Source organism: Streptomyces camponoticapitis, from assembly GCF_014646115.1.
Lineage (GTDB): Bacteria > Actinomycetota > Actinomycetes > Streptomycetales > Streptomycetaceae > Streptomyces > Streptomyces camponoticapitis.
On sequence record NZ_BMMV01000007.1, the window covers coordinates 235,744 to 259,232 of the forward strand.

The following is a 23,489-nucleotide window of genomic DNA, read 5'->3' on the forward strand; positions in this document are numbered from 1 at the left end:
CGGTTCGGATGAGTGACGCGTTGTTTCCGCGGGAGCGGGCTGTTCTCGGGGAAGGGGCCGTGCATGTGCCCGGGTGGCTGGGCCGGGCGCGGCAGCGGGAGTTGGTGGAGGCGTGTCGGGAGTGGGCCCGGGGGCCCGTGCCCATGCGGCGCACCAGTCTGCCCAACGGGGGTGTGATGTCCGTGCGGACCGTCTGTCTGGGATGGCACTGGCAGCCGTACCGCTACACCCGTACCGCCGGGGACGTGAACGGCGCGCGGGTCGCCCCGTTTCCGGAGTGGCTCGGGGAGTTGGGGCGGGCGGCGGTCGATGAGGCGTACGGGGCGGGGGCCGGGGACGGGTACGCGCCCGACACCGCGCTGGTCAACTTCTACGAGGGCGACGCCAGGATGGGCATGCACCAGGACAAGGACGAGAAGTCCCGCGCGCCCGTGGTGTCGCTGAGCATCGGTGACAGCTGTGTCTTCCGGTTCGGCAACACACGGACGCGGACACGCCCTTATACGGACGTCGAGCTGGCGTCCGGCGATCTTTTCGTCTTCGGCGGGCCGTCCCGGCTCGCGTTCCACGGTGTGCCCAAGGTGTTTCCAGGAACCGCCGATCCGGCGAGCGGGATGCGCGCCGGGCGGCTGAACATCACGCTCCGCGAGACCGGGCTCGGCGGCTGAGGGGCCTCAGCGGGAGCGGGAGTGGCCGAAGAGAAGGCGGTAGATGATCAGCAGTACCAGTGAGCCGCCGATCGCCGCCGCCCAGGTGGCCCCGTCGTAGAAGTCGGTGTCGATCGGGCGGTCCAGCCAGCGGGACGATATCCAGCCACCGATGAAGGCGCCGACGATACCGATGAGGGTGGTGCCGATCAGGCCGCCCGGGTCCCGGCCGGGCAGCAGGATCTTGGCGACGGCTCCGGCGAGGAGTCCGAGGACGAGCCAGCCGATGATGGTCATGCCGTGAACCTGCCTTTCGTGCTGTGTTCTGCGGAAAGACGCCCGGAGGGCGGGCCGCGGTTGCGGACGTCGATAGCGTGCGGCGTATGACACAGCAACTGCGTCGCACGCTGGGAGTCTTCGACGCCGTGGTCGTGGGGCTGGGGGCGATGCTCGGGGCGGGCGTGTTCGTCGCGCTCGGGCCCGCCGCCGGGGCGGCCGGAACCGGCCTGCTGTGGGGGCTGGCGGTGGCCGCCCTGGTGGCGTACTGCAACGCGATGTCGTCGGCCCGGCTCGCGGTCGACTACCCCGCTTCGGGTGGCACATACGTGTACGGCCGTGAGCGGCTGGGCGCGTTCTGGGGGTGGCTGGCGGGCTGGGCGTTCGTGGTGGGCAAGACCGCCTCGTGCGCGGCGATGGCACTGACGGTCGGGGCGTACGTGTGGCCGGGGCAGGCGCACGCGGTGGCGGTCGCGGCGGTGGTGGTCCTGACCGCGGTGAACTACGGCGGTGTGCGGAAGTCGGCGACGCTGACGCGGGTGATCGTGGCGGTGGTGCTGGCGGTCCTCGCGGCCGTCGTGGTCGTCTCCCTCGGATCGGACGCGGCGGACGCGGGACGGCTGGGGCTCGGCCTCGGTACGGAGGCCGACACGGAAGCAGGGTCGGGGGCAGGGTCGGTCTCGGCGCACGGGGTGCTGGGGGCGGCCGGGCTGCTCTTCTTCGCCTTCGCCGGATACGCCCGCATCACCACGCTCGGCGAGGAGGTGCGCGACCCCGCCCGTACGATCCCGCGCGCCGTCCCGCTGGCTCTCGGCCTGGTGCTGGCCGTCTACGCGTGCGTGGCGGTCGCGGCCCTGTCGGTCCTCGGCGCGGACGGGTTGGGGCGATCCGCGGCCCCTCTGGCCGATACCGTACGGGCCGCCGGGGCGTCCTGGCTGGTGCCCGTGGTGCGCGTCGGGGCCGCCGTGGGGGCCCTCGGGGCGCTGCTGGCCCTGATCCTCGGGATCTCCCGTACGACGCTGGCGATGGCGCGGGACGGGCATCTGCCGCGCGCACTGGCAGCCGTGCATCCCCGGTTCCAGGTGCCGCACCGGGCCGAGCTGGCGGTGGGCGGGGTGGTGGCCGTGCTGGCGGCGACGGTGGACGTGCGCGGGGCGATCGGCTTCTCGTCCTTCGGGGTGCTGGCGTACTACGCGATCGCCAACGCGTCGGCGTGGACGCTCGGTTCGCGGCTGGTGCGGATACGGGCAGCGGTCGGACTCATGGGCTGTGTCGTGCTGGCCTTCGCGCTGCCCGGCCCGTCGGTCGTGTCAGGGGCCGCGGTGCTGCTGCTGGGTGCGGCCTGGTACGGCGTCCGGCGCCGCTGAGGTCACCAGCCAGCGAACGCCTCGTCCGTACGGACGATGTCGCGGCCGAAGGGCAGCAGCGAGACGGGGATCAGCTTGAAGTTGGCGATGCCCAGCGGGATGCCGATGATCGTCACGCAGAGGGCGAGCCCGGTGAAGATATGGCCGAGGGCGAGCCACCAGCCGGCCAGGATCACCCACAGCACGTTGGCGACGAACGACGGGGATCCGGCGTCGCGGCGCTCCACCGTCGTGTAGCCGAACGGCCACAGCGCGTATCGGGCGATACGGAACGCGGCCACCCCGAAGGGGATGCCGATGATCGTGACGCACAGAAGCAGCCCCGCGAGGATGTAACCGAGGAACAGCCAGAAACCGCTCAGAACGAGCCAGATGATGTTGAGGATTGTCTTCATGGACGGCCACCTGCCATCTGCTCTAGTCGGGCGATGCGCTCCGCCATCGGCGGATGCGTGGAGAACATTCTCGAGACACCCTGCCCAGGGCGGAACGGGTTGGCGATCATCAGGTGGCTCGCCGTCTCGATCCGCGGCTCGGGCGGCAGCGGCAGCTGCTTCGTACCGGCTTCGAGCTTGCGCAGGGCGCTCGCGAGGGCCAGCGGATCGCCGGTGAGCTGCGCGCCGGACGCGTCCGCCTCGTACTCCCGGGAACGGCTCACGGCCAGCTGGATCACCGAGGCGGCCAGCGGGCCGAGGAGCATCACCAGGAGCAGGCCGACGATGCCGGGGCCCTCGTCGTCGTCGGAGCGGCCGATGGGGATGAGCCAGGCGAAGTTCACCAGGAACATGACGACCGAGGCGAGGGCGCCGGCGACGGACGAGATGAGGATGTCGCGGTTGTAGACATGGCTCAGCTCATGGCCGAGCACTCCGCGCAACTCCTGCTCGTTCAGGATCTGGAGGATCCCGTCCGTACAACAGACGGCGGCGTTACGGGGATTGCGGCCGGTGGCGAACGCGTTGGGCGCCTGGGTCGGCGAGATGTAGAGCCGTGGCATCGGCTGCCGCGCGGCCGTGGAGAGCTCGCGGACGATGCGGTAGAGCTCCGGCGCCTCGAACTCGCTCACCGGTCGTGCGCGCATGGCGCGCAGGGCGAGCTTGTCGCTGTTCCAGTAGGCGTACGCGTTCGTCCCGAGCGCGATCACGACCGCGATGATCAGCCCCATCCTGCCGAAAACGCTGCCGATGACGATGATGAGTGCGGACAGTCCCCCGAGGAGTGCGGCGGTCCTCAACCCGTTGTGCCGGCGGTGCACGGAGCGCCCTCCAAATCGTGCGGCAGGGGAACCCTTTACCTGATGCTGCTCCACTCTCCAGTGGACCCTTCCTTACTGGTCAACGCCAGGCGAGGGTCACGGGTTCCCTGGCGCATCCGCGCGGGGGTGTACGCCGTACGGGTGGCGGAGGGTGCGGGTGGGGCGGGTTCCAGGGCCGGAGAGCGCCTCAGAAGAGGCTTTCGGCGGCGAAGCGGAGGACCAGCTGGGGCGCTCCCGACAGGGCGACGCCGGCGGCGGCGGTCAGGCCGATCGCGGCGAGCACGGGGGCCGGGGCGCGCAGGGCGACGAGGGTGCCGGCGGGCTGGAGGACGGGGGCCGGCGCCGCCGTCTCCGGGCGGCCGTCCTCGGCCGTCTCGGGGGCGCGGAAGATGACCGCCGTCCACTGGAGGTAGTAGAAAAGCGCGATGACGACGTTGACGGCCATCACGACGGCCAGCCAGCCGAGGCCCGCGTCGACGGCCGAGGAGAAGACCGTGACCTTCGCGAAGAGGCCGACGATGCCGGGCGGCAGTCCGGCGAGGCAGAGCAGGAAGAAGCCCATGGCCAGCGCGACGAGCGGGCGCTCGGAGGCGAGGCCGCGGTAGTCCGCGAGCCGGTTCAGGGGGTTCGTACGGGCGACCAGGGCGGCGACGGCGAAGGCACCGAGGTTCACGACGGCGTACATCAGGGCGTACGCGACGGTGGAGCCGATCTGGTCCGTGCCGGCGTACGCCGCCGCCGCGACCGGCACCAGCAGATAGCCGGCCTGGGCGACGGACGACCACGCGAGGAGGCGTACCGCGCTCCACGCGCGCGTGGGCGCCTGGCGCAGCGCGGCGACGTTGCCGACGGTCATGGTGAGCGCGGCGAGCACGGCGACGGCGGGGCCCCAGACGTCGGAGTGGCTCGGGAAGGCGATGACCGTCACCAGGATCAGGCCGGAGAAGCCGACGGCCTTGCTGACGACGGAGAGGTACGCGGCGATGGGCAGGGGCGCGCCGACGTAGGTGTCGGGGACCCAGAAGTGGAAGGGCGCGGCGGCGGCCTTGAAGGCGAAGCCGACGAGGGTCAGGGCGACGCCCGCCGAGGCGAGGGTTTCGAGCTTTCCGGGGACGTCGTCGAGCCCGGCGGCGATCTCGGTCAGATGCAGGGAGCCGGTGGCCGCGTACACGAAGCTCACGCCCAGCAGCATGACGGCGGTGGCCGTCACGGAGGACAGGAAGAACTTCAGCGCCGCCTCGGACGAGAGGCGGTCGCCGCGCTTGAGGCCGACCAGCGCGAAGGCGGGGAGGGTGGCGACTTCGAGGGCGACGACGAGGGTCGCGAGGTCGCGGGCGGCGGGCAGCAGAGCCGCGCCGGAGGCAGAGGAGAGCAGCAGGAACCAGAATTCGCCCGCCGGGAGCTTGTGGCCGGTGCCGGCGGCCTTGCCTCCGTCGAGTTCGGTGACGGAGAGCAGCGCGGTGAGCAGCGCGCCGCCGAGCACCAGGAGCTGGATGACGAGCGTGAAGTGGTCGGCCGTGTAGCTGCACACCTCGGGCTCCGCCGTCAGGCAGAAGGTGGACCGGTCGCCGGAGCGGAGCGGGACGAGCAGGAGGAGCGCGGCGGCGAGGCCGGCGACGGAGAGGGCGCCGAGGAGCGGTTTCCGGCGTTCGGGGACGAACAGGTCGGCGATCAGGACGGTCAGGGCGACAGCGGCGGTGAGGGCCGGGGGCGCGATGGCGAGCCAGTCGACGGACTGGACGAGGTTCGCGGCGCTGTCGGCGCCCTGGGCAGCGGCCACGGTCACGACTTGCCTCCTGCGAGGAGCTTCTGCACGGCCGGGTCGGTGAGGCCGAGGAGGACGGCGGGCCAGAGTCCGGCGAGGACGGTGAGGGCGACGAGCGGGGTCCACGCGGCGAGTTCGTAGCCGTGGACGTCGGCGAGTTCGGGCGTCGGGCCGGACTCTTCCGCCCCGGCCTGCTGGACGACGCCCATGCAGACGCGGCGGACCACGATCAGCAGGTACGCGGCGGTGAGGAGCGTGCCGAAGCAGGCGATCGCCGTGAAGGTGACGAAGGCGGGGCGGCTGAGCCCGTCCGCGGGGTCGAAGGCGCCGAACATGGCGAGCATCTCGCCCCAGAATCCGGCGAGACCGGGCAGTCCGAGCGAGGCGACGGCGGCGAAGGCGAGCAGACCGCCGAGGCGTGGTGCCCGGCCGTACAGCGCCGCGCCGGTGGCGCCGGCGAGGGTGTCGAGGTCGGCGGTGCCGTAGCGGTCCTTGAGCGCTCCGACCAGGAAGAAGAGCAGGCCCGTGATGAGGCCGTGGGCGACGTTGGCGAAGAGCGCGCCGTTGACACCGGTGGGGGTCATGGACGCGATGCCGAGGAGCACGAAGCCCATGTGACCGACGGAGGAGTACGCGATCAGGCGCTTGAGGTCGCCGCCCGCGCCCTGCCGGGCGAGGGCGAGGCAGGCCAGGGAGCCGTAGATGATGCCGGCGACGGCGAAGGCGGCGAGGTACGGCGCGAAGGTCCGCATGCCGTCGGGTGCGATCGGCAGGATGATGCGGACGAATCCGTACGTACCCATCTTGAGCATGACCCCGGCGAGAAGGACGGATCCGACGGTCGGGGCGGCGGTGTGGGCGTCCGGGAGCCAGCTGTGCAGCGGCCACATCGGGGTCTTGACCGCGAGCCCGATCCCGATCGCCAGAACGGCCGTGATCTGCACGGATGTACTCAGCCCACGGCCGTTGTCAGTGGCGAGTGCCACCATGTCGAATGTGCCCGCGTGCAGCCCGACGAGCAGCAGGCCGAGCAGCATGACCACGGATCCGAGCAGCGTGTAGAGGATGAACTTCCAGGCGGCGGCCTGCCGTTCCTCACCGCCCCAGCGGGCGATGAGGAAGTACATCGGGATGAGCACCATCTCGAAGGCGAGGAAGAAGAGCAGCAGGTCGAGGACGGCGAAGGTCGCGAGGGTGCCGGATTCGAGGACGAGCAGCAGGGCGACGAATGCCTTCGGGGAGGGGCCGGCCGGGAGCTTGAAGTAGCTGTAGAGCGCGCAGAGGAAGGTCAGCAGTGCGGTCAGGACCAGAAGGGGGAGAGAGATGCCGTCGACACCGAGGTGGATCCGCACGTCGAGTGCGGCGATCCAGCTGATGTCCGTCGTGGCCTGCATCCTCGACGGCTGGTCGTGGTCGAAGCCGAGCGCGAGGACGATCGCGGCGATGAGGATCGCGCCGGTCACGGTCACGCCGTGGCGCAGGACGGCCTGGTCGGGGCTCTTGCCCCGGAGTCCGGGCGGGGCGGGCAGCAGCGCGGCCGCCGCGCCCAGGAGGGGGGCGGCGACGATGAACGCGAGAAGGAACTGCATCACGGACGTGCTGATATCGATCATGGCTCACGCTCCGGCTGCGACGAGTACGGCGGCGATGGCCAGGACGACAGTTCCGGCGAGCAGGGCACCCAGGTAGGTCTGGACATTGCCGGTCTGCGCGCCGCGTACGGCGATGCCGAGCCAGCGGGTGCCGGTGCCCGCTCCGCGTACGTAGGTGTCGACGACCTCGCGGTCGAGGAAGCGGACCAGCCCGGCCGCGGCCTGGACGGGGCGCTGGAAGAGGACGCGGTAGACGGCGTCCAGGTGGAAGCCGGCGGCGGCGTGGCCGTGGAGCCTGCCCAGCAGGAGCCGGCCGGGGTCGGCCGGGTCGGGGGCCGAGGCGATGTCGCCGTAGACGGGGGTGTGGCTGGCGATGGCCTCGGCCTCGGAGAGTGCGGGCTCGGCGTCCGGGTGCGCGGCGACGGCGCCCATCGGGGTGCGGGCGGCGAGTGCCGTGGTGTGGCTCCAGGCGCCGTAGGTGACCAGTCCGCCGACGAGGGCGACTCCCGTGCCGAGTACGGAGGTGGTGACCGTCGGGGCGAGGCTTCCGGCGTCCAGCCAGGGGGCGATGACGCCGACGGTCAAGCCGAAGGCGAGTGAGGGGACGGCGAGCACCCACAGGACGGTGTTCATGGCGAGGGGCTGTCGGCCGTGGTCGGCCGCTTCGGGGCCCCGGCCCCGGAAGGCGAGGAGCCACAGGCGCGTCGCGTAGGCGGCGGTGAGGAGGGCGGTGAGCAGACCGGCGACCAGCACGACCCAGCCTGCGGCGCCGGGCGCGATGTCGGACTCGCCGAAGGCGGTGTGTTCGGCGGCGACGAGGACGGCTTCCTTGGAGAAGAAGCCGGCGAAGGGCGGGATGGCGGCGAGCGCGAGCAGCGCGATCGTCATCGTCCAGTAGGCGTCGGGGACGCGTTTGGCCAGGCCGCCCATCCGGGACATGGCGGCGAGCGAGTTGGTGCCCGCCGCGTGGATGATCACGCCCGCGCCGAGGAAGAGAAGCGCCTTGAAGGCGCCGTGCGAGATGAGATGGAAGACGGCCGCGCCTCGGTCGCCCACGGCCAGCGCGCCGGTCATGTAGCCGAGTTGGCCGATGGTCGAGTAGGCGAGGACGCGTTTGATGTCGTCCTGCGCGAGGGCGGCGAGCGCCGAGCCGACCATGGTGATCGCCCCCAGCACGGCGAGTACGCCGAGGGCTGCCGCCGAGGCGGCGAAGACGGGGAGGAGACGGGCCACGAAGTAGACACCGGCGGCGACCATCGTCGCCGCGTGGATCAGCGCGGAGACGGGGGTGGGGCCGGCCATCGCGTCGGGCAGCCAGGTGTGCAGCGGGAATTGGGCCGACTTGCCCGCGACGCCGGCGATCAGCAGCAGCGCGATCAGGGTGGGGTGGTCGAGGCCGTCGTTGGCGACGGCGTCGAGGACGCCGGTGATCCGGAACGTGCCGGTGTCGACGGCGAGCGCGAACAGACCGAGCAGGAAGGGGACATCGCCGAGTTTGGTGACCAGGAAGGCCTTCAGGGAGGCGGCGCGCGCCTCGGGCGTCTCCCAGTAGTGGCCGACGAGGAAGTACGAGCAGATGCCCATGATCTCCCAGCCGACCAGCAGCACCATCAGGTCGCCGGAGTAGACGACGAGCAGCATCGCGGAGGTGAAGAGGGAGACCAGAGCGGCGTACGAGGGGTAGCGCGGGTCGTCGCGCAGATAGCTCGTCGAGTAGATCTGCACGCATGTCGCGACGACACCGACGAGGATCGCGACGAGCGCGGCGAAGCCGTCGATGTGCAGGGCGAGATCGATCGGGACCGAGCCGGTGGGGGTGAGCTGGGTCGCGGCGTCGATCGGTGCCCGGGGGCCGTCGTGCCCGTTGCTCTGGCGTACGGCGACGAGCGCGGCGAGTACGGCGGCGGCGAGCGGCGGCAGCACGGCGAGCGGCCGGACGAAGCCGGGGGCCGTACGGCCGAGGAGCAGTCCGGCGACCGCGCCGAGGAACGGCAGGAGGGGGACGAGGACGGCGAGGGTGGTCGTGGTCACGCGGTGGCCTCAGCCTTCTTTGCCCGGGCGGCGGCTTCGGCCCGGGCGGACTCGGCCGCCGCGTCTTCGGCGGACTTGACCGCGGCCTCGTCGGCCGCGTCGCTCTCGACGCTGTCCCGGAGGCGGTCGACGTCGGCGGTGCCGCGGGCGCGGTGGACCATCAGGACGATCGCCAGGCCGATGCCGATCTCGGCGGCGGCGACGGCGATCACGAAGAGGGTGAGCGCCTGGCCGGCGTGCAGGGTGTCGCGCAGCCAGACGTCGAAGGCGACGAGGTTGAGATTGACGGCGTTGAGCATCAGCTCGACGGACATGAGGACGAGGATCGCGTTGCGGCGGGCGAGCACCCCGTACAGACCGGTGCAGAACAGCAGCGCCGCGAGCACGGCGGGATAGGCGAGATGCATCAGCGCTGCTCCTTGCCGCTCTTGCGGGACAGGACGATCGCGCCGATCAGCGCGGCGAGGAGGAGGACGGAGAGCGCTTCGAAGGGCAGGACCCAGTGCCGGAAGAGGAACTGTCCGGAGACCTCGGTGGACCCCTGGGCGGGGCCGTCGAGCTCGATCCAGGTCGTACGGAACGCGTCGACGACCACCCACACCAGCGCGACGGCCGCGGTGACCGCCACCGCGAGCGCGACCCACCGGTTCTCCGAATCCGCGTCGGGGGAACGGCCGATGGGCGCCTTCGTCAGCATCAGCCCGAACAGAAGGAGGACGACGACGGAGCCGACATAGATCAGGACCTGCACCCAGGCGATGAACTCGGCTGTCAGCAGCAGGTATTCGATGGCCAGGCCGCCGAGCGCCACGACGAGCCACAGGGCCGCGTGCACCAGTTGCCTGGTCGTGACCGTGATGACGGCCGCGCCGAGGGTGACGAGACCGACGAGGACGAAGGCGATCTCGACGCCGGTCGGGGAGAGGAAGCCGGGGCCGGCCGCGAGGGGGGTCACTCGCCGTCCTCCCGCTCCTGGGGCGCGGACGCGGCGGCCCGCGCCGCGGCTTCGGCCGCCGCCAGCTTGTCGGCCGTCTTGCGGGCGGCCACGATCTCCTTCGGCTCCTCGGCGGCCGGGTCGAGGGCGGGCGGGGCCGGCACGGTCCACATCCACTCGCGGAGTTTGTCGCGCTCGTGGGTGAGTTCCAGGATGTCCGTCTCCGCGTACTCGAACTCCGGTGACCAGAACAGCGCGTCGAAAGGACAGACCTCGATACAGATACCGCAGTACATGCAGAGCGAGAAGTCGATGGCGAACCGGTCGAGGACGTTCCGGCTGCGCTCGCGCCCGCCGGGGGCCGCGGCGGGAAGCGTCTCCTTGTGGGAGTCGATGTAGATGCACCAGTCCGGGCACTCACGGGCGCAGAGCATGCAGACCGTGCAGTTCTCCTCGAACAGGCCGATCACGCCCCTGCTGCGGGGCGGGAGTTCGGGCTGGGTGTCCGGGTACCGCGCGGTGACGGACTTCCTGGTCATCGTACGGAGGGTGACGGCCAGCCCCTTGGCCAGGCCGCTACCGGGGATCGGAGCCACTTACTGGATCACCACCTTGACGATGCCGGTGAGGGCGATCTGGGCGAGGGCGAGGGGGATGAGCACGGTCCACGCGAGCTTCTGGAGCTGGTCCTCGCGCAGCCGCGGATAGCTGACGCGCAGCCAGATCACGACGAAGGCGAGGACCGCGGTCTTGAGGAGGGTCCAGAGCCAGCCGACGTCGTCCCCGCCGAACGGGCCGTGCCAGCCGCCGAGGAACAGGACGGTGGTCAGTCCGCAGAGGACGACGATGCCCGCGTACTCGGCGAGCATGAACAGCGCGAACCGCAGACCGGTGTACTCGGTGTAGGCGCCGAAGATGATCTCGGAGTCGGCGACCGGCATGTCGAAGGGAGGGCGCTGGAGTTCGGCGAGGCCGGCGACGAAGAAGACGAGGGCGCCGACGATCTGCCAGGGCACCCACCACCACTCGAAGGCGTTGAGGACGCCGGGCAGCGAGACGGTGCCCGCCGCCATCGCGACGGAGGCGGCCGTGAGCAGCATGGGCAGTTCGTACGCGAGCAGTTGGGCGGCCGTGCGCAGACCGCCGAGCAGGGAGAACTTGTTGGCCGACGCCCAGCCCGCCATGAGCGAGCCGAGCACGCCGATGCCCATCACGGCGAGCACGAAGAAGATGCCCGCGTCGACGACCTCGCCGACGGCGCCCTCCTGGGGGCCGATCGGGATCACGACCAGTACGAGGAGGTAGGGCAGCAGGGCGACGGCCGGGGCCAGTTGGAAGATCCGGCGGTCGGCGGCGGCCGGGACGATGTCTTCCTTCTGCGCGAACTTCACGCCGTCGGCGACGAGTTGGGCCCAGCCGTGGAAGCCGCCGACATACATGGGGCCGAGACGGCCCTGCATGTGGGCCATGACCTTGTGCTCGGTCTGTCCGACGATCAGGGGCAGGAGGAGGAAGGCGGCGAAGACGATGACCAGCCGAATGGCGACGTCGAGCACGTCGTTCACGCGTCTCCTCCGGGGCGCTCGGGTGCGGGGCCGTCGCCGGTGGCGGGCCCTGCCTCGGGACCGGGCTCCGGTTCGCCCTCGGGCCCTGACTGCTTCGGCTCGGGCTTGGTCGGCCCGGACTTCTCCGGCTCGGGCCTCGTCGGCTCGGGCCTCGTCGCGTCGGTGGCCGGGTCGTCGAAGGCCGGGCGCGGGTCGTGCCAGGGTGCCGGCGCGCCCTTCGGCGCGGGCGCCGCTTCCGGCGCCGCCTCAGGCCCGGTCGCCGGCGGCTGCTGGCTCGCGGAGCCCTCCGACACACTGCGGGCGCGGCGGACCGGGCGGTCCCCCGCCGCACGGGGCGTGCGGGCCGGCCGGGCGGGTGCCGGCGGCAGTTGGCCCTTGAGCGGGCCCCACTCGTTCGGGTCCGGTACGCCCGGCGGCAGCATCTGGCGGCGCTTGGGTCCCGTGTGGCCCGGCGCCGACTCCCCCGGCTCCTTCGCGCCCGGCCAGGCCTTCGCGACCCGGGCCGCCAGGACGAAGTCCTTGCGCAGCGGGTGTCCTTCGAAGGTCTCGGGCAGCAGCAGACGCACCAGGTTGGGGTGGTCGCTGAAGGTGATGCCGAACATCTCGTACGTCTCGCGCTCGTGCCAGCCCGCGCCCGCGTAGACCCCGAGGGCGGTGGGCAGCACGGCTGCCTCGTGCGGAACGGTCGTACGGACCAGCAGGCGCCGTACGGCCCCGCGTTCGACCGACGCGACATGCGCGCTCACGCGGAAGCCGGTGCCCGGTTCGTCGACGGCGCTCAGCCAGTCGAAGTAGGTGCAGCCCAAGTCGTCACGGGCGGTTTCGAGCGCGGTCAGCCAGGAGGCGGCGGGGACGTCGACCGTCAGCAGGTCGTACGCGCGCTCCGCCGTGGCGTCCGCGCCGAAGATCCCGGCGACGGCGTCGGGCAGGCTGTCGTACGCGTCCGAAGTCATCAGGTGCTCTCCCCCGGAGTCGGCGGGGCCGCGATCAGCCCGCTGCGCAGCGCGGCGGTGCTCGGCCGGCGGCCCTCGGAGCCGTAACGCTCACCCAGCGACTCGCGGGAGATCTTCTCCTGGAGCTTGAGGATCCCCTGGAGCAGGGCCTCGGGGCGCGGCGGGCAGCCCGGTACGTAGACGTCGACCGGGATGATCTGGTCGACGCCCTTCGTGACGGAGTACGAATCCCAGTACGGGCCACCGCAGTTGGAGCAGGCGCCGAAGGAGATCACGTACTTGGGCTCGGGCATCTGCTCGAAGAGCCGCTTCACCGCCGGTGCCATCTTGTCCGTCACCGTGCCGGACACGACCATCAGGTCCGCCTGTCGCGGGCCGGGTGCCAGGGGGATGACCCCGAGCCGGATGAAGTCGTGCCGGGCCATCGAGGCGGCGATGAACTCGATGGCGCAGCAGGCGAGTCCGAAGTTGAAGACCCAGAGGCTGTAGCGGCGGCCCCAGTTGAGGACCACCTTCATCGGCTGGGGCGCGAGGCGCGAAAGCACGCCCAGGCGCTGGGGGTTGGGCAGCTCGACCGGTGCGGCGGCGGCCGGCGCCGGGGCGGACCCGGCTGCGGACTCGCCGCCGACGGGAGTGGCACCGGCGGAAGTGGCACCGGCTGCGGCAGGGGTCACGTCCATTCGAGGACGCCCTTCTTCCATGCGTAGAGAAGTCCTACGGCCAGGAAGCCGAGGAAGATGAACATCTCGACGAGCGTCGTCGCGCCGTACCCCGGGGCCGCGAAGACCGTCGCCCACGGGAAGAGGAAGATCGAGTCGACGGCGAAGATGACGTAGAGGAAGGCGTAGACGTAGTAACGGACCTGGGTGTGTGCCCAGCCCTCGCCCACCGGGTCGACGCCGCATTCGTACGTGAGCAGCTTCTCCGGCGTCGGTACCACCGGCCGCAGCAGTCTGCCCGCTCCGAAGGCCACGGCGACGAAGAGCACGCCGACGACCGCGAGCAGTCCGACCACCGAGTAGCTCTGGAAGTAGTCCGACGCGAGCACGGTCTGCTCCGGCACGTGCGTCACCCGCCCCTCGCTCCGCCGATCGGTGTGTTTTCGAGATCCTGGTCGCTGATCTGTACGCACGGGAGTCTAGGCCCTGCTAAAGGGACCGTAAGCAGTCGGTCGCGCATCAGTCATGGCGGGGTCATGCGTGGGTCCCACACACGTCCGCCCAGGTGCTGGTCGGGCGGCTTCCCAAGGGGCGGTGGGGTTATCCCCACCTACGCTCCCCCAGCCACCCCATGGCGTGCGCCCCCGCGGCCGTGCAGGCTTGAGCCTTATGACCGCCCGTAACAGCCTTTTCGACGACGAACGGCCCCCGCCGCCCCGTTTCGCCTTTGACCGGCACACCTGGAAGGAGATCGCCCATCTCCTCGCCAATCTGCCGCTGTCGCTCGCCGGCTTCGTCTACGTCGTGTTCGTCGTGCCCACCGGCGTCCTTCTGTCCGTCACCGTGATCGGTCTGCCCTGGCTCGCCGCCGGCCTGTCCGGCGCGCGGCTGCTGGGGAAGGCCGAACGGGCGCGGGCGCGGGCCCTGCTGGGGGTCCGGATCGACGAGCCGAGCCCGCTCCGGGGCCGCCGGGGGCGGCGGGCCCGCGGCGCGGAGGGATTCTTCCCCTGGCTGTGGTCGGGGCTGAAGGACCCGGTGGCCTGGCGGACCGTCCTGTACGAGTTCATCCGGCTCCCGTGGGGGATCCTGACCTTCACGATCACGACGGTCGGCCTGTTCGTCTTCTGGCCGGTGCTGCCCTTCGTCGCGCGCGGTCTGACCAACGTCGACCGGGCCCTGGTCCGCGGGCTGCTCTCGCCGTCCGACGAGCTGGAGAGCCGGATCGCGGAGCTGGAGTCGGACCGGGGCGTCGTCGTGGACACGGCCGCGGCCGATCTGCGGCGTATCGAGCGCGACCTGCACGACGGCGCGCAGGCCCGGCTGGTGGCCCTGGCCATGGGTCTCGGCCTCGCGAAGGAGAAGCTGCTGGACGACCCGGAGACGGCGGCGAGCATGGTCGACGAGGCGCACGGCGAGGTGAAGCTGGCCCTCCAGGAACTGCGCGATCTCGCGCGCGGCATCCACCCGGCCGTACTGACGGACCGGGGTCTGGACGCCGCGCTGTCCTCCATCGCCTCCCGCTGCACGGTCCCGGTCAAGGTCGAGGTCGAGCTGGAGGGGCGCCCGGCGGCCGCGATCGAGGGCATCGCGTACTTCACGGTCTCCGAGCTCCTGCAGAACGTCAGCAAGCACAGCGGGGCGAGCACGGCCAGTGTCGAGGTGTGGCGGGCGAAGGACCGGCTGCTCATCCAGATCGAGGACGACGGGCGCGGGGGCGCCCGGCTGGACGGCGGGACGGGTATGGCGGGGCTGGCCGAGCGCCTGGGCGCGGTCGACGGTCTCTTCGTGCTGGACTCGCCGGTCGGCGGGCCGACGATCGTCACGGCCGAACTCCCCTGGCGCGAGCGCGAGCCGGAGTGCGGGCCGGCCCGGGAGTGAGCCGGGGCCGCGCCGTACGCGCGCGGGCGCCGGGGCCTTGCGCCGGGCGCCGGCCGCCGGGGGTCCGAAACCGCACCATCGAAGGTGGGGAAAACCCCAGGGCGAAGACGGTAACCGCCCTCATGGTGCGGGCGCGGCCGGCGGCCGAGCATAGAGGTACGACATGAAGCACGACCGCCCCGCTCGCAGATCGGACGACACGATGGCCACGGATTACGGCACGCGGACACCGCCACAGCACACCCTTCATCCGGCACTGCGCGCTCCGTTCTCGGCCCGGGCGTGGAAGGAGTTCGCCTATCTCCTTCTGAACCTTCCGATGGGCATCCTCTTCTTCGTCTACGCGGTGACGACCGTCTCGCTCAGCGCGGGGCTCCTCGTGACCTTCATCGGCATTCCGCTGCTGGCCGCCGCGCTCGTCGGCTGCCGGGGCCTGGGAGCGGTCGAGCGGACGAGGGCGCGGGCCCTGCTCGGTCTGGACATAGCGAGCCCGCTGCCCGTCCGGGGGAAGAAGTCAGGTCTGATGTCCTGGGTCGGCGCGGTCCTCAAGAGCGGCGTTTCCTGGCGGCATCTCCTCTACGGCTTCCTGCACTTCCCGTGGGCGGTGTTCTCCTTCGTCACGTCCGTGACCTTCGTGATCACCGGCTGGAGCCTCTTCCTCTATCCGCTGTGGCAGTGGGTCTTCCCCGAGTACACGGACCAGGACGGCATCGCCCTCTTCAGCGACGGCACCAACGACTTCTATCTGGACACCCCGTTCGAGACGGCCGCCACCAGCGTCGTCGGTCTGGTCCTCGTTCTCGCCTCCCCGTGGCTGATCCGTGGACTGACCGGTGTCGACCGGCTGTTGGTCGCCGGTCTCCTCGGCCCGTCCAAGCTCGCCACGCGGGTCTCGGAGCTGGAGTCGGACCGCGGTGTCGTGGTCGACACCGCCGCCGCTGACCTGCGCCGTATCGAGCGCGACCTGCACGACGGCGCGCAGGCCCGGCTGGTGGCCCTGGCCATGGACCTGGGCCTGGCGAAGGAGAAGCTGCTGGACGACCCCGAGGCGGCGGCGCGGATGGTCGACGAGGCGCACGGCGAGGTGAAGGTGGCCCTCCAGGAACTGCGCGACCTGGCACGGGGCATCCATCCCGCGGTCCTCACCGACCGGGGCCTGGACGCCGCGCTCTCCTCCGTCGCCTCCCGTTGCACCGTGCCCGTCCAGGTCGAGGTCGACCTGGACCAGCGCCCGGCGGCGGCCATCGAGGGCATCGCCTACTTCACCGTCTCCGAGCTCCTGCAGAACGTCAGCAAGCACGCGCAGGCCGGGCGTGCCTCGGTGGACGTGTGGCGGATGCAGGACCGGCTGATGCTCCAGGTCGCGGACGACGGCCGGGGCGGAGCGAACACCACCTCGGGCAGCGGCCTGGCCGGTCTCGCGGAGCGGCTCGACGCGGTGGACGGAATCCTGGTCGTGGACTCGCCGGTCGGCGGGCCGACGACGGTGACGGCGGAGCTGCCCTGGCGCAAGTGACGCGGTGAAGGGCGGGCGGAGCCGGACGAGACAGCCGGACAAAACGGCCGGACGAGACAGCCGGACGAGACAGCCGGACGAGGCTCCGGAGACACGAGAGACCACGAGAGACACGGGAGACCCAGGACGGGCGGGACACAGACGCGGCCACGGCGCACCGGACATCGTCCGGTGCGCCGGAGTCGCGTCTTCGGCCCTGTTCCGGTGCGCCGGAGTCACGTCTCTCGCTTTGATCAGTTCCCGGTCAGTGGACGCACGCGGATACGAATACTGGGATGCTGGAACCGCAGGGCGGACGCGGAGCGCGTACGCACATCGACATGGGGGCGGCAGGGTTGTGGAGGACAGGGTACGAGTGGTCATCGCCGAGGATTCGGTGCTCCTCCGGGAGGGCCTGACCCGGCTGCTGACCGATCTCGGGCATGACGTCGTCGCCGGTGTCGGGGACGGTGAGGCGCTGATCAAGACCGTCGGCGACCTGGCCCGTGAAGGTGCGGCGCCGGACGTGGTGGTGGCCGACGTACGGATGCCGCCGACCCATACCGACGAGGGGGTCCGGGCGGCGGTCCAGCTCCGCAAGGACCATCCCGGCATCGGGGTGCTGGTGCTGTCCCAGTACGTGGAGGAGCAGTACGCGACGGAACTGCTCGCGGGCAGCAGCCGGGGGGTCGGCTATCTGCTCAAGGACCGGGTGGCCGAGGTCCGCGAGTTCGTGGACGCGGTCGTACGGGTGGCGAGGGGCGGCACCGCGCTGGACCCCGAGGTGGTGGCGCAGCTGCTCGGCCGCAGCCGCAAGCAGGACGTGCTGGTCGGTCTGACGCCCCGGGAGCGCGAGGTCCTGGGCCTGATGGCGGAGGGGCGTACGAACTCGGCGATCGCCAGGCAGCTGGTCGTGAGCGACGGCGCGGTGGAGAAGCACGTCAGCAACATCTTCCAGAAGCTGGGTCTGTCGCCGAGTGACGGAGATCACCGCCGGGTGCTGGCGGTGCTGACCTATCTCAACTCATGACGGCGGCCGGCGGTGCCGGACGCTGCGGTCATGTGGGGGGCACGTAATGGGTCCTAGTCCAAAAGACTGAGTTCAAATCGGCACAGACAGGGATGAACACAGAGCGCCCGGGGGCGGAGAAAACATGGCAAATTGCCACAAGGAAGCGTCTCAAAAAGACGTCCACCATACAAGCGATCCAGGGAAGGCGACCCTTACCGACGTAGGGTGGCCCCTGGGTGTGCCGGTCGTACCGGTCAGCCCAAGCAGCCGCCTCGAGGGAGGTCCAGTTCAGTGACCAGCCAGGTCAGTAGCCCAGCCGAGCAGGCCGACGGGGCTGACGACACGAGTGATTCCGTCGTCGGCGAACAGCACGTCCTGCGAGGCGCGCCCGGCGTGCCCGGTTCGAAGGAAGTCCGCCGTCTGGACCGGGTGATCATCCGTTTCGCGGGTGACTCCGGTGACGGCATGCAGCTGACGGGTGACCGGTTCACCTCGGAGACCGCGTCGTTCGGGAACGACCTGTCGACGCTGCCGAACTTCCCCGCCGAGATCCGCGCCCCCGCAGGCACCCTGCCGGGTGTGTCCTCGTTCCAGCTGCACTTCGCCGACCACGACATCCTCACCCCCGGCGACGCGCCGAACGTACTGGTCGCGATGAACCCGGCCGCGCTCAAGGCGAACATCGGCGACGTGCCGCGGGGCGCCGACATCATCGTCAACACAGACGAGTTCACCAAGCGCCCCATGGCGAAGGTCGGCTACACGACCTCGCCGCTGGAGGACGGTTCGCTGGAGGCGTACCAGCTCCACCCGGTCCCGCTGACGACGCTGACGATCGAGGCGCTGAAGGAGTTCGGGCTCTCCCGCAAGGAGGCCGAGCGTTCGAAGAACATGTTCGCGCTGGGTCTGCTCTCGTGGATGTACCACCGCCCGACCGAGAGCACCGAGCAGTTCCTGCGGACGAAGTTCGCGAAGAAGCCGAACATCGCCGAGGCGAACGTCGCGGCGTTCCGGGCGGGCTGGAACTTCGGCGAGACCACCGAGGACTTCGCCGTCTCCTACGAGGTCGCGCCCGCCACCAAGGCGTTCCCGACCGGTACGTACCGCAACATCTCCGGGAATCTGGCGCTGTCGTACGGGCTGATCGCCGCCTCCCACCAGGCGGATCTGCCGCTCTACCTCGGGTCGTACCCGATCACGCCGGCGTCCGACATCCTCCACGAGCTCTCGCGCCACAAGAACTTCGGCGTCCGCACCTTCCAGGCGGAGGACGAGATCGCCGCGATCGGCGCGGCGCTCGGCGCGGCCTTCGGCGGTTCCCTCGCCGTGACGACGACCTCCGGGCCCGGCGTGGCCCTGAAGTCGGAGACGATCGGCCTGGCGGTCTCGCTGGAGCTGCCCCTGCTGGTGGTGGCGATCCAGCGCGGCGGGCCGTCGACCGGTCTGCCGACCAAGACCGAACAGGCCGACCTGCTCCAGGCGATGTACGGCCGCAACGGCGAGGCGCCGGTGCCGATCGTCGCCCCGCGGACGCCCGCGGACTGCTTCGACGCGGCCATCGAGGCGGCCCGGATCGCGGTCACGTACCGCACGCCGGTCTTCCTGCTCTCCGACGGCTACCTCGCCAACGGCTCGGAGCCCTGGCGGATCCCCGAGCCGGACGAACTGCCGGACCTGGGCGTGCAGTTCACCACGGCGCCCAACCACCAGCTGCCCGACGGCACGGACGTGTTCTGGCCGTACAAGCGGGACCCGCACACCCTGGCCCGTCCGTGGGCCGTGCCCGGCACGCCCGGTCTCGAACACCGCATCGGCGGCATCGAGAAGCAGGACGGCACGGGCAACATCTCCTACGACCCGGCCAACCACGACTTCATGGTCCGCACCCGCCAGGCCAAGATCGACGGCATCGAGGTGCCGGACCTCGTCGTGGACGACCCGGACGGCGCGCGCACGCTGGTGCTGGGCTGGGGCTCCACGTACGGCCCGATCACCGCCGCCGTGCGCCGGCTGCGCACCAACGGCCACCCGATCGCGCAGGCGCATCTGCGCCACATCAACCCGTTCCCGCGGAATCTGGGCGAGGTGCTGAAGCGGTACGACAAGGTCGTGGTGCCGGAGATGAACCTGGGTCAGCTCGCCACGCTCCTGCGGGCGAAGTACCTCATCGACGCGCACTCCTACAACCAGGTCAACGGTATGCCGTTCAAGGCCGAACAGCTCGCCACGGCTCTCAAGGAGGCCATCGATGCCTGAGGTCAACGAGCTGCTTTCCCTCGTCCCCAAGGCCGAGGCCAAGCAGTCCATGAAGGACTTCAAGTCCGACCAGGAAGTCCGCTGGTGCCCCGGCTGCGGTGACTACGCCGTGCTGGCCGCCGTCCAGGGCTTCATGCCGGACCTCGGGCTGGCCAAGGAGAACATCGTGTTCGTGTCGGGGATCGGCTGCTCCAGCCGCTTCCCGTACTACATGAACACCTACGGCATGCACTCCATCCACGGGCGTGCGCCGGCCATCGCCACCGGGCTCGCGACCTCGCGCCGCGATCTGTCCGTCTGGGTCGTCACCGGTGACGGCGACGCGCTGTCCATCGGCGGCAACCACCTCATCCACGCGCTCCGGCGCAACGTCAATCTGAAGATCCTGCTGTTCAACAACCGGATCTACGGGCTGACGAAGGGGCAGTACTCGCCCACCTCCGAGGTCGGCAAGATCACCAAGTCGACGCCGATGGGCTCGCTGGACTCGCCCTTCAACCCGGTGTCGCTGGCGATCGGCGCCGAGGCGTCCTTCGTGGCCCGGACCGTCGACTCCGACCGCAAGCACCTCACGAGCGTGCTGCGCCAGGCGGCCGACCACCCGGGCACGGCGCTCGTGGAGATCTACCAGAACTGCAACATCTTCAACGACGGTGCCTTCGAGGCGCTGAAGGACAAGGACCGCGCGCTGGAGGCGGTCATCCGCCTGGAGCACGGCGAACCGATCCGGTTCGGGGCGGACAACTCCAAGGGTGTCGTACGGGACCCGGCGACCGGCGATCTCGTCGTCGTACCGGTGACGGCGGACAACGAGCACCAGATCCTGGTGCACGACGCGCACGCCACCAGCCCCACCACGGCGTTCGCGCTCTCGCGCCTCGCCGACCCGGACACGCTGCACCACACGCCGATCGGTGTGCTGCGCAGTGTGAAGCGGCCGGTCTACGACACGCTGATGAGCGATCAGCTCGACGCGGCCGTCGAGCAGAACGGCAAGGGAGACCTGTCGCAGCTGCTCGCCGGCAACGACACGTGGACGGTGGTCGGCTGACCCGGCCGACCGCGTCCGTACGTCCCGGGGCCCGGATCTCGTTCCTCCACGAGATCCGGGCCCCGTCGTGTCACCGGCCATTCCCGCACTCCACCGCTGTCATGACCGTATTGCGATACGGACATGACAGCCCGGCCCGCCCGGCGCTACCGTCGTCGAACTGTTGTGTGCGGTTCGGGAGGGCCAGTGAAGTCGGACGGAGAGCAGCGGGCGGGATTGCTGTACGGGATCGGCGCCTACGGCATGTGGGGTCTGGTCCCCCTCTTCTGGCCCCTGCTCAAGCCTTCCGGCGCGGTCGAGATCCTGGCCCACCGGATGGTCTGGTCGCTGGCCGTCGTCGCGATCGCGCTGCTCGCGGTGCGCCGCTGGGCGTGGGTACGGGAGTTGCTGGGCCAGCCCCGCAAGCTCGGCCTGCTGGTGGTGGCCGCCACCGTGATCAGCGTCAACTGGGGCCTGTACATCTGGTCGGTCAACAGCGGCCATGTCGTCGAGGCGTCGCTCGGGTACTTCATCAACCCCCTCGTCACCATCGCCATGGGAGTCCTGCTCCTCAAGGAACGGCTGCGGCCCGCCCAGTGGGCCGCGGTCTCCGTCGGTCTGATCGCCGTGCTGGTGCTGGCGATCGGCTACGGGCAGCCGCCCTGGATCTCGCTCACGCTGGCCTTCTCGTTCGCGACGTACGGCCTGGTGAAGAAGAAGGTCAACATCGGCGGTCTGGAGTCGCTGGCCGCCGAGACCGTGATCCTCTTCGTGCCCGCGCTGGGCTATCTGGTCTGGCTCGGGGGCTCCGGTGACGCCACGTTCGGACCCGAGGGGGCGGGGCACGCAGCGCTGCTGGCGGCCACCGGTGTGGTGACGGCCGTGCCGCTGGTCTGCTTCGGGGCGGCGGCGATACGGGTGCCGCTGTCGACGCTGGGACTGTTGCAGTATCTGGCGCCGGTGTTCCAGTTCCTCCTGGGGATCCTGTACTTCCACGAGGCGATGCCGGCCGAGCGGTGGGCGGGCTTCGCGCTGGTGTGGGCGGCGCTGACGATCCTGACGTGGGACGCGCTGCGGACGTCCCGGCGCACGAGGGCGAAGGCGGAGGCGCTGCGGCGGGCGGAGGCGGAGACACGGGCGCAGGCACGGGCCGAGGCGCGGGTGGAGCCCGAGGCGCTGCCTCAGGCTCCGTCCCCGATCCGCGCTCAGTCGGCCGACGGGGTCACGGCCGCGGGCCGGGCCGGGACGAGTACGCCCTCCGGCGAGTGAGGAGCGAGCGGCTTCCGGCGCCGTAGGCCCGTCGCCGTGACCGCGAGTCCCAGCAGGACCATCACCACCGGCACCACCAGCGCCGCCCGGAAGGCGCCCAGGGTCGCCTCCGCGCCCGTGGGCGACGCCAGGCCGTGGACGGCGGTCACCGCCGAGATGCCGATCGCCGAACCGAACTGCGTCGACGTCTGGAGCAGCCCGCTCGCCAGCCCCTGCTCGTGCGGCGCGACACCGTCCGTCGCCGCGATGGACAGCGGTCCGTACGCCAGGGCGAACGCGACGCCGGTCAGGAGCAGCATCGGGGCCATCAGCCCGTACGACCAGTCCATGCCGACCGGCAGGAACAGCGCGTACGCCACGACCGCCACCGCGAAACCGCCGAGCACCACCCGGGTGTTGCCGAACCGCTGGACCAGGCGGGGCGTGAGGACCGGTGCCAGGATCACGTCGATGCCCATCAGGACCAGGGCGAGCGAGGTCTCCAGCGAGGACCAGCCGCGCAGTTCCTGGAGGTAGAGGGTCGCCATGAACTGGAAGCCGAAGAAGGAGCCGACGAACAGCAGCGCGCCGAGGTCCGCGCGGACCGTCGCGGCCTCGCGGAAGATCGCGAGCCGTACCAGCGGGGCGGCGGACCGGCGTTCGACGGCGACGAAGACGTACACCAGCAGCAGTCCGGCGGCGAACGCGCCCGCCGTGAGCTGCCAGCCGGAGACGCCGTGCTCCAGCCGTACGATCCCGGCGGCCAGCAGGAGCATCGCGCCCGCCGCCGCGGCGGCGCCGGGCAGGTCGAAGCCGTGCGCGGTCCTCTCGGGCACGTCGGCGGCGGCCCCGGTGCGGGGCAGCACCCGCAGCGCGGCGATCAGGAGCGCGCCCGCCAGCAGGACGGGGGCGAAGAACACCCAGCGCCATCCGAGTTGGGTCAGCAGCCCGCCGGCGACCATGCCGAGCGAGAAGCCTCCGGCGGCCGTACCTGCGAAGACGAGCAGGGCGCGGTTGCGCTGCGGTCCCTCCGCGTAGGAGGTGGTGATGATCGACATCGCCGCCGGGGTCATGAAGGCGGCCGAGACGCCCGTGACGAAGCGGGCGACGATCATCATCCAGCCCTCGGTCGCGAAACCGCCGAGGCCGGAGAAGAGCAGGAAGACGGTGAGCCAGACCAGGAACATCCGGCGCCGGCCGAGCAGATCGGCGGCGCGCCCGCCAAGCAGGGTGAATCCGGCGTAGCCGAGGATGTAGGCGCTCATCACCCAGGCCGCGGTGCCGGTCGACAGGTCCAGGTCGGACCGGATCGAGGGGATGGCGACGGCGAGCATCGCGACGTCGATCCCTTCGAGGAAGATCGTGCCGCAGAGGACCAGCAGGAGGGCCCAGGCACGGGCGGACAGAGCGGCGACCGGTGCCGGTCCCGGTTCCTCGGTGGCGGAGGGCATGGCTGTCTCCTCGGAGCGCGGTGGATGGGCGGTTACCAGGTCGAGGGTCGGTTCCCTCTTGTAACCACCTCGATC

General features: G+C 70.9%; 22 protein-coding genes. 8 read left to right on the forward strand and 14 right to left on the reverse strand.

Annotated features, from left to right (window positions below; all coding sequences use genetic code 11):
* Positions 1-8 precede the first annotated feature (8 nt).
* Positions 9-668 carry an alpha-ketoglutarate-dependent dioxygenase AlkB family protein gene (locus IEY79_RS13640; protein ID WP_189107686.1) on the forward strand — a complete coding sequence of 220 codons (660 nt, stop codon included), beginning with the start codon at positions 9-11 and terminating at the stop codon, positions 666-668.
* Positions 669-674: 6 nt separating this feature from the next.
* Here IEY79_RS13640 and IEY79_RS13645 read toward each other — a convergent pair whose 3' ends face one another.
* The gene (locus IEY79_RS13645; protein WP_189107687.1) at positions 675-944 is read right to left on the reverse strand and encodes a GlsB/YeaQ/YmgE family stress response membrane protein; all 270 of its coding nucleotides are present in this window, start codon (positions 942-944) and stop codon (positions 675-677) included.
* 86 nt (positions 945-1,030) lie between these two features.
* Between IEY79_RS13645 and IEY79_RS13650 the strand changes: the two genes are divergently transcribed.
* Positions 1,031-2,290, forward strand: coding sequence for an APC family permease (locus tag IEY79_RS13650; RefSeq protein WP_189107688.1), 1,260 nt, complete (start codon positions 1,031-1,033; stop codon positions 2,288-2,290).
* A gap of 2 nt (positions 2,291-2,292) precedes the next feature.
* Here IEY79_RS13650 and IEY79_RS13655 read toward each other — a convergent pair whose 3' ends face one another.
* The 12 genes from IEY79_RS13655 to IEY79_RS13710 form a co-directional block, all read right to left on the reverse strand.
* Positions 2,293-2,685 carry a YccF domain-containing protein gene (locus IEY79_RS13655; RefSeq protein WP_189107689.1) on the reverse strand — a complete coding sequence of 131 codons (393 nt, stop codon included), beginning with the start codon at positions 2,683-2,685 and terminating at the stop codon, positions 2,293-2,295.
* Entirely contained in the window at positions 2,682-3,545 is an 864-nt protein-coding gene (gene htpX / locus IEY79_RS13660; protein ID WP_189107690.1) for a zinc metalloprotease HtpX, read from the reverse strand. The genes IEY79_RS13655 and htpX overlap by 4 nt, the downstream gene beginning before the upstream one ends.
* Before the next feature lie 187 nt (positions 3,546-3,732).
* Positions 3,733-5,331: an NADH-quinone oxidoreductase subunit N gene (locus IEY79_RS13665; RefSeq protein WP_189107691.1), complete on the reverse strand. Its 1,599-nt coding sequence runs from the start codon at positions 5,329-5,331 to the stop codon at positions 3,733-3,735.
* The gene (locus IEY79_RS13670) at positions 5,328-6,923 is read right to left on the reverse strand and encodes a complex I subunit 4 family protein (protein ID WP_189107692.1); all 1,596 of its coding nucleotides are present in this window, start codon (positions 6,921-6,923) and stop codon (positions 5,328-5,330) included. The genes IEY79_RS13665 and IEY79_RS13670 overlap by 4 nt, the downstream gene beginning before the upstream one ends.
* Positions 6,924-6,926: 3 nt before the next feature.
* Complete coding sequence (locus IEY79_RS13675) at positions 6,927-8,933, reverse strand: NADH-quinone oxidoreductase subunit 5 family protein (RefSeq protein WP_189107693.1); 2,007 nt, start codon at positions 8,931-8,933, stop codon at positions 6,927-6,929.
* Entirely contained in the window at positions 8,930-9,340 is a 411-nt protein-coding gene (gene nuoK, locus IEY79_RS13680; RefSeq protein WP_189107694.1) for an NADH-quinone oxidoreductase subunit NuoK, read from the reverse strand. Before nuoK ends, IEY79_RS13675 begins: the two co-directional genes overlap by 4 nt.
* The gene (locus tag IEY79_RS13685; RefSeq protein ID WP_189107695.1) at positions 9,340-9,888 is read right to left on the reverse strand and encodes an NADH-quinone oxidoreductase subunit J family protein; all 549 of its coding nucleotides are present in this window, start codon (positions 9,886-9,888) and stop codon (positions 9,340-9,342) included. Before IEY79_RS13685 ends, nuoK begins: the two co-directional genes overlap by 1 nt.
* Entirely contained in the window at positions 9,885-10,463 is a 579-nt protein-coding gene (locus IEY79_RS13690; RefSeq protein WP_189107696.1) for a NuoI/complex I 23 kDa subunit family protein, read from the reverse strand. Before IEY79_RS13690 ends, IEY79_RS13685 begins: the two co-directional genes overlap by 4 nt.
* Positions 10,464-11,432 (reverse strand): complex I subunit 1/NuoH family protein, encoded by a 969-nt coding sequence (locus tag IEY79_RS13695; RefSeq protein ID WP_189107697.1) that lies wholly within the window; start codon positions 11,430-11,432, stop codon positions 10,464-10,466.
* The gene (locus IEY79_RS13700) at positions 11,429-12,385 is read right to left on the reverse strand and encodes an NADH-quinone oxidoreductase subunit C (RefSeq protein WP_189107698.1); all 957 of its coding nucleotides are present in this window, start codon (positions 12,383-12,385) and stop codon (positions 11,429-11,431) included. The genes IEY79_RS13695 and IEY79_RS13700 overlap by 4 nt, the downstream gene beginning before the upstream one ends.
* The gene (locus tag IEY79_RS13705) at positions 12,385-13,065 is read right to left on the reverse strand and encodes an NADH-quinone oxidoreductase subunit B (protein ID WP_229700849.1); all 681 of its coding nucleotides are present in this window, start codon (positions 13,063-13,065) and stop codon (positions 12,385-12,387) included. Before IEY79_RS13705 ends, IEY79_RS13700 begins: the two co-directional genes overlap by 1 nt.
* A complete protein-coding gene (locus tag IEY79_RS13710; RefSeq protein WP_189107699.1) occupies positions 13,056-13,457 on the reverse strand; it encodes an NADH-quinone oxidoreductase subunit A in 402 nt (133 codons plus the stop codon). Before IEY79_RS13710 ends, IEY79_RS13705 begins: the two co-directional genes overlap by 10 nt.
* A gap of 256 nt (positions 13,458-13,713) precedes the next feature.
* Between IEY79_RS13710 and IEY79_RS13715 the strand changes: the two genes are divergently transcribed.
* The 6 genes from IEY79_RS13715 (at position 13,714) to rarD (ending at position 21,984) form a co-directional block, all read left to right on the forward strand.
* Complete coding sequence (locus IEY79_RS13715) at positions 13,714-14,922, forward strand: sensor histidine kinase (RefSeq protein WP_189107700.1); 1,209 nt, start codon at positions 13,714-13,716, stop codon at positions 14,920-14,922.
* 202 nt (positions 14,923-15,124) lie between these two features.
* Positions 15,125-16,438: a sensor histidine kinase gene (locus IEY79_RS13720; protein ID WP_189107824.1), complete on the forward strand. Its 1,314-nt coding sequence runs from the start codon at positions 15,125-15,127 to the stop codon at positions 16,436-16,438.
* A gap of 337 nt (positions 16,439-16,775) precedes the next feature.
* Positions 16,776-17,447, forward strand: a complete 672-nt coding sequence (locus IEY79_RS13725; protein WP_078075602.1) for a response regulator transcription factor — start codon at positions 16,776-16,778, stop codon at positions 17,445-17,447.
* 273 nt (positions 17,448-17,720) lie between these two features.
* Complete coding sequence (locus IEY79_RS13730) at positions 17,721-19,685, forward strand: 2-oxoacid:acceptor oxidoreductase subunit alpha (RefSeq protein ID WP_189107701.1); 1,965 nt, start codon at positions 17,721-17,723, stop codon at positions 19,683-19,685.
* Entirely contained in the window at positions 19,678-20,736 is a 1,059-nt protein-coding gene (locus IEY79_RS13735) for a 2-oxoacid:ferredoxin oxidoreductase subunit beta (protein WP_189107702.1), read from the forward strand. Before IEY79_RS13730 ends, IEY79_RS13735 begins: the two co-directional genes overlap by 8 nt.
* Before the next feature lie 186 nt (positions 20,737-20,922).
* Positions 20,923-21,984: an EamA family transporter RarD gene (gene rarD / locus IEY79_RS13740; protein WP_189107703.1), complete on the forward strand. Its 1,062-nt coding sequence runs from the start codon at positions 20,923-20,925 to the stop codon at positions 21,982-21,984.
* Here rarD and IEY79_RS13745 read toward each other — a convergent pair.
* A complete protein-coding gene (locus IEY79_RS13745; protein WP_189107704.1) occupies positions 21,921-23,414 on the reverse strand; it encodes an MFS transporter in 1,494 nt (497 codons plus the stop codon). The two genes, rarD and IEY79_RS13745, sit on opposite strands and share 64 nt — an antisense overlap.
* Between the last annotated feature and the right edge of the window lie 75 nt (positions 23,415-23,489).

Bases quoted from the DNA above. Each gene is read 5' to 3' on its own strand.
- IEY79_RS13640 (WP_189107686.1), top strand. From the start codon at position 9: ATGAGTGACGCGTTGTTTCCGCGGGAGCGGGCTGTTCTCGGGGAAGGG.
- IEY79_RS13645 (WP_189107687.1), bottom strand. From the start codon at position 944: ATGACCATCATCGGCTGGCTCGTCCTCGGACTCCTCGCCGGAGCCGTC.
- IEY79_RS13650 (WP_189107688.1), top strand. From the start codon at position 1,031: ATGACACAGCAACTGCGTCGCACGCTGGGAGTCTTCGACGCCGTGGTC.
- IEY79_RS13655 (WP_189107689.1), bottom strand. From the start codon at position 2,685: ATGAAGACAATCCTCAACATCATCTGGCTCGTTCTGAGCGGTTTCTGG.
- IEY79_RS13670 (WP_189107692.1), bottom strand. From the start codon at position 6,923: ATGATCGATATCAGCACGTCCGTGATGCAGTTCCTTCTCGCGTTCATC.
- nuoK (WP_189107694.1), bottom strand. From the start codon at position 9,340: ATGCATCTCGCCTATCCCGCCGTGCTCGCGGCGCTGCTGTTCTGCACC.
- IEY79_RS13700 (WP_189107698.1), bottom strand. From the start codon at position 12,385: ATGACTTCGGACGCGTACGACAGCCTGCCCGACGCCGTCGCCGGGATC.
- IEY79_RS13705 (WP_229700849.1), bottom strand. From the start codon at position 13,065: ATGGACGTGACCCCTGCCGCAGCCGGTGCCACTTCCGCCGGTGCCACT.
- IEY79_RS13715 (WP_189107700.1), top strand. From the start codon at position 13,714: ATGACCGCCCGTAACAGCCTTTTCGACGACGAACGGCCCCCGCCGCCC.
- IEY79_RS13720 (WP_189107824.1), top strand. From the start codon at position 15,125: ATGGCCACGGATTACGGCACGCGGACACCGCCACAGCACACCCTTCAT.
- IEY79_RS13735 (WP_189107702.1), top strand. From the start codon at position 19,678: ATGCCTGAGGTCAACGAGCTGCTTTCCCTCGTCCCCAAGGCCGAGGCC.
- IEY79_RS13745 (WP_189107704.1), bottom strand. From the start codon at position 23,414: ATGCCCTCCGCCACCGAGGAACCGGGACCGGCACCGGTCGCCGCTCTG.